Source organism: Moraxella sp. CTOTU47915 (assembly GCF_031986685.1).
In the GTDB taxonomy this organism is placed as follows: Bacteria; Pseudomonadota; Gammaproteobacteria; order Pseudomonadales; family Moraxellaceae; genus Faucicola; species Faucicola tetraodonis.
Genome location: NZ_DAMAAE010000028.1, coordinates 1 through 9,023, shown reverse-complemented (window position 1 = coordinate 9,023; position 9,023 = coordinate 1). Strand labels below are relative to the sequence as shown.

The 9,023-nt window shown below is 38.3% G+C and carries 9 protein-coding genes and 1 pseudogene; 5 read left to right on the top strand and 5 right to left on the bottom strand.

The annotated features are described in order from the left end of the window. Positions 1 to 134 precede the first annotated feature (134 nt). From RTL34_RS11355 to RTL34_RS11345, 3 genes and pseudogenes are all read left to right on the top strand, one after another. A complete protein-coding gene (locus RTL34_RS11355) occupies positions 135 to 737 on the top strand; it encodes a recombinase family protein (RefSeq protein WP_312117006.1) in 603 nt (200 codons plus the stop codon). A gap of 82 nt (positions 738 to 819) precedes the next feature. Then, positions 820 to 1,143, top strand: a complete 324-nt coding sequence (locus RTL34_RS11350; protein WP_312117008.1) for a hypothetical protein — start codon at positions 820 to 822, stop codon at positions 1,141 to 1,143. Further along, a pseudogene (locus RTL34_RS11345) lies at positions 1,089 to 1,726 on the top strand (IS3 family transposase); the annotation flags it as partial. The gene RTL34_RS11350 and the pseudogene RTL34_RS11345, both read left to right, overlap by 55 nt. Positions 1,727 to 1,768: 42 nt before the next feature. Here the strand turns inward: RTL34_RS11345 and RTL34_RS11340 are convergent. The 5 genes from RTL34_RS11340 to cynS all read right to left on the bottom strand — a co-directional run bounded on the left by RTL34_RS11340 (position 1,769) and on the right by cynS (position 6,727). Beyond that, positions 1,769 to 2,950, bottom strand: coding sequence for an ABC transporter permease (locus tag RTL34_RS11340; RefSeq protein ID WP_076775726.1), 1,182 nt, complete (start codon positions 2,948 to 2,950; stop codon positions 1,769 to 1,771). Beyond that, on the bottom strand, positions 2,950 to 4,002 hold the full coding sequence (locus tag RTL34_RS11335; RefSeq protein ID WP_312117004.1) for an ABC transporter ATP-binding protein: 1,053 nt from the start codon (positions 4,000 to 4,002) through the stop codon (positions 2,950 to 2,952). The genes RTL34_RS11340 and RTL34_RS11335 overlap by 1 nt, the downstream gene beginning before the upstream one ends. A gap of 20 nt (positions 4,003 to 4,022) precedes the next feature. Beyond that, the gene (locus RTL34_RS11330; RefSeq protein ID WP_312117002.1) at positions 4,023 to 5,015 is read right to left on the bottom strand and encodes an HlyD family secretion protein; all 993 of its coding nucleotides are present in this window, start codon (positions 5,013 to 5,015) and stop codon (positions 4,023 to 4,025) included. A gap of 146 nt (positions 5,016 to 5,161) precedes the next feature. Next, positions 5,162 to 5,803: a TetR/AcrR family transcriptional regulator gene (locus RTL34_RS11325; RefSeq protein WP_312117000.1), complete on the bottom strand. Its 642-nt coding sequence runs from the start codon at positions 5,801 to 5,803 to the stop codon at positions 5,162 to 5,164. 474 nt (positions 5,804 to 6,277) lie between these two features. Continuing rightward, positions 6,278 to 6,727, bottom strand: a complete 450-nt coding sequence (gene cynS, locus RTL34_RS11320; protein WP_312116998.1) for a cyanase — start codon at positions 6,725 to 6,727, stop codon at positions 6,278 to 6,280. A gap of 483 nt (positions 6,728 to 7,210) precedes the next feature. Between cynS and RTL34_RS11315 the strand changes: the two genes are divergently transcribed. Beyond that, on the top strand, positions 7,211 to 8,071 hold the full coding sequence (locus RTL34_RS11315; protein ID WP_312116996.1) for a formate/nitrite transporter family protein: 861 nt from the start codon (positions 7,211 to 7,213) through the stop codon (positions 8,069 to 8,071). 195 nt (positions 8,072 to 8,266) lie between these two features. Next, a partial coding sequence (locus RTL34_RS11310) for an FAD-dependent oxidoreductase (protein ID WP_312116994.1) occupies positions 8,267 to 9,023 on the top strand: 757 nt, incomplete at its 3' end.

Below are 9,023 nucleotides of genomic sequence, written 5' to 3'. Positions count from 1 at the left end.
AACCTATTGTTTTTCGTGATTTTATAAATAAGCGCTAATTTGGCGCTTATTTATTATATTTATTTCACGATAAAGCCAAATAAATCTAATTATGATAAGATGGGGTAATTATCTTTTATCGTGAGAATTTTACCATGAGTTTAATTGGTTATGCCCGAGTGTCAACTTCTGAAGGGAAGCAGTTACTCGATCGTCAAGTTGATGCCTTAAAAGAAATTGGCTGTGAGCGGATTTTTGAGGACAAGGCATCGGGCAGTAATTCCCAACGTAAGGGTTTGGATGATTGTCTCAACTATTTAAGAAAGGGCGATGTACTCGTTGTTTTAGATTTGGATAGGTTAGGGCGGTTAGCCAGTGACCTTATAAAGCTGATTGATGAACTGGCTGAAAAAGACATTGGCTTTAAAGCCATTAATTCACCTATGGATACAACCACCCCTGCAGGTCGAGCGTTTTTACAAATTCAAGCCGCTTTTGCGGAGATGGAACGCAATATTATTCGTCAGCGAGTGAAAGAGGGGATTGCTGCGGCTCGGGCTCGGGGACGTAAAGGTGGCAGGCCCAGAATCATGACGGCTGAGAAACTTCGCTATGCCCAGCATCTGATGGCTGACCAAACCAAAAGTATTCCAGCGATTTGTAAAGAACTGGGCGATATTCCCAGTAGTACGCTTTATCACTATGTGACAGCTAAGGGAGAACTAAAAAAAGCTGGATTAGAGTTGATGAAATTATAGAGATAAATAAGCTTCTTGATATAATCATGGTATAAATAATGAGTTCATTAAGTTAATAAAAATATAAATTAGGAGAGTGCGTATGTCAGGTAGTGCAAAAGAATTTTTAAAAATAAGACATCCTAAACTCTTTTCCACTTCAAAAGAAATAATACTGAATCAACTTGATAGGGTTCATCTTGAATATTATCTGAATACTCTAAATACTAGGAGTCAAGAATTAACATTTGAAAAATTTTTGAAATCATTATGTGAAAAGGTAATATGCCCAAATCTACTAGAACAAACTGGTCCAGTTGCAGGGGGAGACGGAAAAACTCACACCCAAACTTTTCCAGTTTCAGAACAATTATCAAAGTCACCACCGACTCGAACCATAACAAGCCTGTTTATCCAAAATTGCTAGAACAGCAATTTGATGTGACAGCCCCTAATGTAGCATGGATCAGCTACATCACCTATATTTGGACCAATGAAGGCTGGGTTTACTTGGCGGCGGTCAAAGACCTGTATAGCAAAGAGATTGTGGGCTATGCCCTAAATAAACGCATGACCGCCAATTTGGTTTGTGAGGCTCTGAATAATGCGATTAAGTACAAGCGTCCTGCTCGGGGCTTAATCGTGCATTCTGATAGAGGTATTCAATATTGCAGTTATCAGTACCGCCAAATTATTGAAAAACATGGCTTTGCGGGTTCTATGAGTCGAAAAGGTACTCAGGCATAGCCTTCGCCTTGCACTCGGGCAAAGCAGTGCTCTGCTATTCCTCGTTCATGCTATGATAATGCACCGATGGAGAGTTTCTGGGGGCAGTTAAAGAATGAGCTGATTTATCACAAAGTCTATGAAACTCGTGATGAAGCTATTAAAGATGTGGTTTGATATATTGAGATTTTTTATAATCGTCAACGGATACAAAAGGCTTGGGATTTAAGTCACCTGCTCAAGTATTTCATGTATGCCAAGACTTTTACCGTCAGGCTGCCTGATAAAATCTACCAAATGTTTTTCTCCGTTCTTGACAGCAGAGGTCAATCTAAAGTCTGTCGATAACGTAGCATTGCAATAATACCTACAATAATTAGTATGGCAAGTAAGGCTAAAAACTCATTGGATAATAAACTTAATGATGTGCCTTTTAGCATAATCCCTCGAACAATACGTAAAAAATGCGTTAAGGGTAGGATTTCACCTAAATATTGTGCCCATTTAGGCATCCCCTGAAATGGGAACATAAAACCAGACAACAACATCGAAGGTAAAAAAAAGAAGAATGTGAGCTGCATTGCTTGCATTTGAGATTTTGCAATTGTGCTGAAGGTAAACCCTATTGCTAAATTTGCCAATATGAATAACCCTACGCCTAACCCAAATGTGGAGCCAGAACCAACGAATGGCAAATGAAATAACATATTACTTGCGAGTAAAATAATCATCGTTTGCACTAGACCCATGAGTACATAAGGTGTGATCTTACCAATCATCACTTCAAGCGGCTTACTGGGCATTGCTAGTAAATTTTCCATCGTCCCTCTTTCAGCCTCACGAGTCATGGCGATGCTAGTAATCATGACCATAGTCATGGTCAAAATCACTCCCAACAGGCCTGGTACAATATTAAATTGACTGATACCTTCAGGGTTATACTTATTATGCACAAGTGTAGTAATAGAACTAGGTTTTGGTTTCAAATAATCCAACGAACCTATTTGGATATCCGCTAGGGTTCTATCGACAATTGGCTTGATTTGAGCTACCGCCATTGCGGCAGCAGCAGGGTCAGTCGCATCAGCTTCCAACAACAAACTGGGTTTTTCACCTCTTACCCAAGCTTTGCTAAATCCTGAGGGAATAGTTAAAACAAAATTTACTCTTCCTGATTGTAATAAACTCCTAGTGTCTTGCAAAGGGGTGTCACCCCGATAAGCGTTTAAGGTATTGACATCATTTACAATATCAAAATAATCTGACTGAGCCATATTACTTATAATACTACGGGTGATCTCGGTATTTTCTTGTAAATATATAGCGGTTGGTAGATGTTTAGGATGGTTGTTAATAACGAATCCAAATAGTACAAGCTGCATAATCGGTATCATTAACAGCATCGCAAAGGTGAGCCTGTCACGCTTCATTTGAATCAACTCTTTGATTAAAATGGCCTGAATTCGACTAATTGACAGTCTATTCGGACTACCCAAATAATAAGTCATTAGCGATTATCCCCACCTGTTTGCTTCTCTAAGGCAATAAACGCATCTTCGAGAGTTGGTGTTATGGTTTGCCAATAAATAATAGGTTGCCCTCGAGATTGCAAGGTTTGATTGAATATGACAAAGTCTTGTTCCATGGCTTGCCTATCATGCCCACTGACTTTGATTTTATCGGCATAGAAACTAGCTTCTTCGATACTAGGCAGTGCTTGAATGTCTGATAGCAAACTTCGAATAGTATTTTCTGTCGTACCTTTAGACTGAGTTTGCTGTATTTCGAGGGTAGGGTTACTCTGTGTTTCAAATGCAATCAAACCCGACTGCTGGATAATCTCATTGACGGTACCTTGTGTAATGAGCTTACCGTATGCCAAATAGACAATATGATCGCAGCGTTCTGCCTCATCCATATAATGGGTCGATACCAATACTGTCAGTCCTTGTTCACTTAAACGATGGATTTGCTGCCAAAAGTCACGCCGAGCTTGTGGGTCAACGCCTGCAGTAGGCTCATCGAGTAATAACAGCTTGGGCTCATGCATGGTTACTGCTGCCAATGCCAGCCTCTGCTTCCAACCACCTGATAAACTACCTGCCAGTTGATGCTGGCGTTTTTCCAATCCTAGATCAATTAAGGTTTTTTCTACAATTTTTCTGCGATTAGGCATTTCATACAACCTTGCCACAAAATCCAAATTCTCTTTAATCGTTAAATCTTCCCAAAAACTAAATTTCTGGGTCATATAGCCTGTTAAGTTTTTGATTTCACGAGATTGCTTGACCACGTCAAAACCTAGACAGCTCCCTTCTCCTGAGGTTGGTTCTAATAACCCACATAGCATACGTATGGTTGTGGTTTTACCAGAGCCATTGGGTCCTAAAAATCCCCACACTGATCCCGCAGGCTGTGCAATTGAGACATTGTCGACAGCCACTTTATTGCCAAATTTTTTACATAAATTTTTGACATCAATCGCTAACCCTTGGGCTTGGTTAATCATTGATAAAGGCTCTATCTTGCTATTAGAAGCTGAATAGGTAGAGGGTGCCATAAGATTTATATCCTTCATTTTTATTCGAGGATGACTTGTACAGGCTGCCCTACTTGCAAATTGGGCATATTATCGGCTGTATTTAACACTCCCTCAACTCGAAAAGTGAGTTTGTCAGCGTTTTCATTGCTGTAGATAACAGGAGGGGTATAACTCGCTTGTGGACTTATATAGCGAATGCTAGCGTTTAACAGGGGTTGTTGACTTGCAATGGACTGTAGCTTCACTACCTGTCCAACTTTTAGCGTTGATAATTTATCTTGGGGTATATAAAAGATAATTTTGCGACTGGACTTGGGCAGAAGTTGGACAATTGGTTGACCCTGAGTCACGTATTCACCTGTATGATAATATACTTGGCTAACTTCGCCAGCCAATTCGCTGTCCACATTCAGTTGACTTAAATCATATTGGGCTTTTTCTAACACCGCTTTGGCAGCTTTACTGGTAGCGATCGATGCTGTCAGTGTCTGCTTTCTAGCGGGTAAATTAGCTGCCCGAATTTGTGCTTGAATACTATCAACGGATGCTTGTGCTGTTTTAACTTGAGCCACCATTTCATCCACTTGGACTTGTGCCACTGCATCTGAGCGTTGCAGCATTTGATATCGCTCGAGCGTTTGTTTAGCAAGCAATAATTGAGCTTGCGCAGATTTAAGCTGAGCTTGTAGACTGGCGATTTCTTCAGGTCTGGCACCGGTAGTGAGATTTTGACTTTGAGCAATTTGAGATTGTAGTTGGGCATCAGCTTGGTTGACAGCAAACTGCTCGCTATCACTACGATATTTAAATACCAATTGACCTTGATGGATTGCATCACCAAGATTGACGGTGACAGACTTTAACCACCCACTACGAGGTGCCGCTAAATAGCGATAATCGCCTTCAATATAGCCAACAGTACTATGTGCTGTCGAATTGTTATTAGTGTTAAAAAAATGACTGATTTGTTCACAGCCTACTAAAGAGATAGCCATCAGCATCAGCGTCGCATTAGGTAGGAATTTTTGCATTGAGAGACTACGCCCCTTAATCATCGTAGGATTTTAAAAGGTACTGATAGGCACAAGTCGTGAAAAGTAAACTTGCCTTAAAAAAATAATAAAATGCCCTAAACCGTTATATTTAGCTTGCTAAATTTTTATCAATGGCATCTGCTTTATTGAGTCGCTGTCAGATAATTCATTAATATCTTTTGGTGGACCTGCAATAAGGCTTGAATTCTTGCTCTATCTGCTTGTTTATCTTCACCGAAAAACAATACTTGCATTAATACGCTTAAAATAAAGGGTGCTATAATAAGTTGCGCAGTGAGCATTGGCTCAGGCACATTGAGTAATTTCTTTTGATGGACTTTTTCCAAAAATAATGCCAATTGAGACAAGGCGACATTTATGACATTTTGCTTATAATGTTCGACAATGATAGGAAAATTTTGACTATCACCTATCATAATTTTAATTAATTTAGGTAATTGGGTATCGACTAGTATGTAGGTTATTTCATCAAAAAAACCTTTAAAGATTTTTTCAATCGATTGCTCTGTCTTATCAAAATTATTTAAAAGTTGAGTGAGCTTTTGAACATTACCTAATGCCAATCGTTCGATTAATGCTAAAAATATGGCTTCTTTATTCTCAAAATACAGATATAAGATACCTTTCGACAAACCCGCCTGTTTAGCAATATCTTCTAAACGTGTCGCATGAAATCCTTTTTGAAAAAAAATTTCGATCGCAGCATCTAATAATTTTTCACGACGCTGGGTTTTTTCAAACTCTGTGGTAGCTCGCTGTTTCATTATTTAATTACCATCTTGACTTCTATCAACGTATTTGCCAAAATTATATCATTAAATAATTATCCAGTCAGTAATTTATTTTGTTGATTTATTCAATATTTTTTTCGACGAGGTTATAATGGCATCTAATTCAGTTTCACTAGAATATACGGATGAACCGCCCTTGTTTTATCGGCGACATAAAGTCTTGAGTCAGGCAGCATAGCCTGACTCAAGTAAACCCGTCTCCGCTAAAAGCAGGACGGTTCACCCTTTTAATCATAAATTTACGCAATTTGATTTTATTGGTTTTAGTAGATAGCAGAAAGCCAATAAACAGGCAGAAGATTAAGAAAATAAAAAATACTATGGAAAACACTTTTTTTCCATAGATTAGCCCCATTATCACGCTAATTTATAATGGTATAATACTCGACAAAATTCCTTACCGCCTTATATGGTCCGAATTCTCAGATGACCCCTGTATAAAAACATTTAAAAGGTTTTATAAGGTAAAAACTTTCCTGATAACATGATATTGACGCGGTCTCCTGCAGGATTGTTTTCACGTTGAATATCCATTGAAAAATCAATCGCACTCATAATACCATCGCCAAATTCTTCATGAATTAACTCTTTTATGGTTAAGCCATACACACTGATTACTTCATATAAGCGGTAAATCAATGGATCAGAAGGCACCGCTGTTGGCAAGCTACCTTTATAAGGCACAACCTTTAACCACTTTATTTCATTTTCATTTAAATTAAATAAGCCACCTACTTTATTTGCTTGTTCATCATTTAAAGTCATTTGACCTAAGCAAGCGGCAGTAACCCATTCTTTGCTAAGTCCCACTTCTTTAGCAACTTTTTCCCAGGTCAGACCTTTAGAAACTTTGGTTGCAATAATTTTTTCTGTTACTTCTAGGCGATTTTTAATCATCATAGTCTCCTGCTAAATTAGGTAAAGCAATTTATGTCATTTAACTGTATAAGCGATTTATGAAGAAAAAGTCTTCAAATTTAGTTAAGCAAAAGCCATGCCAAATGACTTTACGTTCTAAATGCCGTAATTCTAAACTACAGAAAAGTTATGGGGAAATTATTGAAAATTTGATGAAACATCATTGATAAGTTGCACCAAAAAGATATGGATGCACAAGATTGGATTGATTATATTTTAAAAAATCAAGTAATAATTCTAAATATTAATCTTTAAATTAATCATTTCATATAAATTTTATGAAAATATTAAAAAAATATATTTACTTGTAATTCAATATTTTAATTAATTATTTAATAAATATTCTAGCTATAAATTTTAATTTGGCACACCAGTTGCATCCACTGTTTTGTAATTATTAATTAATGATTGCAAAGTGAGTTTAGTGAATTCTATTTTTCTCAGTTATGTTGGAGTTTTGGTATGTCTTATCTATCCCCAAAAGAGTTTGTCACTAAAATGGTTGATTCGGGTGAATCAAAACTAACCATGTCTTTACGCGATACATTGATTCGATCTTACATGGCTGGTGCTATTTTAGCATTGGCAGCAGTATTTGCCGTCACAGTAGCCACACAAACAGGGGTACCTCTATTAGGAGCGTTATTATTTCCAGTCGGTTTCTGCATGTTGTATTTAATGGGTTTCGATCTCTTAACGGGCGTATTTATGTTAACTCCTCTAGCCCTACTTGATAAACGTCCAGGCGTCACGTTCAATAAAATTCTTCGAAACTGGGGCTGGGTATTCTTGGGTAACTTTGCAGGCGCACTCACTGTCGCAGTTATTATGGCTTTTGTTTTTACCTATGGCTTCAATACACCTGCTGGACCTGTAGGTGACAAGATTGCCCACATTGGTGAAGCTCGAACTCTTGGCTATGCTAAATATGGTATCTCAGGTTGGTTTACTATTTTCCTACGTGGGGTCTTATGTAACTGGATGGTCTCAATGGGCGTAGTTGGTGCCATGGTATCAAGTAGTGTTTCTGGTAAAGTTATTGCCATGTGGATGCCTATTATGTTGTTCTTCTTTATGGGGTTTGAGCATTCAGTGGTAAATATGTTTTTATTCCCCTTTGGTTTAATTATGGGCGGTAACTTCTCTATCATGGACTACTTAGTTTGGAATGAAATCCCAACAGCACTTGGTAACTTAGTTGGTGGCATTACCTTTACTGGCTTAACCCTTTATGCAACTCACTATAAAACAGGTGCAAAACGTAGTTTAGTTGCCATGGATAATACTACAGTGAATAAAAGCTTAACCAAACGCATTGCATAGTTTTTATCACCATTTTTAAGAATGTAATTACCCCTAATAAATCCCTTAGAAGCATTTCGCAAGATTGCTTTTAAGGGACTGCTAAATCGAAAGCAACTAACTTCTAATTCACTATTTCCAAAATTTTAATCTATAGCCATTTAATATCATGATGGCTTTATGAAGAATAAACCAGCGTTAAATCAAGGACAAAGCATGAAAAATCTTATCGTCATCGGTAACGGTATGGTCGGTCATCACTTTATCGAAAAAGCGATTGAAAAAAACTTGCACCAAATTTATCAAATTCATGTATTTAGTGCAGAAAAACGCCCAGCATATGACCGTGTCTATTTATCCAGTTACTTTGAACACAAAGACGCCAGTCAGCTTAATTTAGTGGATTTGGCGCACTATAAGCAAGCTGGGATTACCTTGCATTTAGGCGAAGCGGTTAACCACATTGATGCGCAAAGTAAAATCGTAACAACGACCAAAGGCAATACGCTTGAGTTTGATAAATTGGTACTCGCCACTGGCTCTTATCCTTTTGTTCCTCCTGTCAAAGGCAACCAACATGCACACTGTCATGTCTATCGAACTATTGAAGACTTAGATGCGATTTTAGCAACTGCGGACAATCCACGTGTTCAACGTGGTGTAGTGGTTGGCGGTGGCTTACTGGGATTAGAAGCCGCCAAAGCCTTGGTAACACTGGGTTTAACCACGTATGTAGTCGAGTTTGCACCCCAACTTATGGGCGTACAGCTAGATGCCGCAGGTGGTGAGCTACTGAAGAAAAAAATCGAAGACTTGGGCGTTACGGTACTAACCGGTAAAAATACTCAGCAAATCATCGATAACCATGACGATGATGCTAGTTTTTTAACCATGCAATTTGCTGATGGTAGCTTGCTTGATACCGATTTGATTCTATTTAGTGCTGGGATTCGCCCTGAAGATACTATGGCAC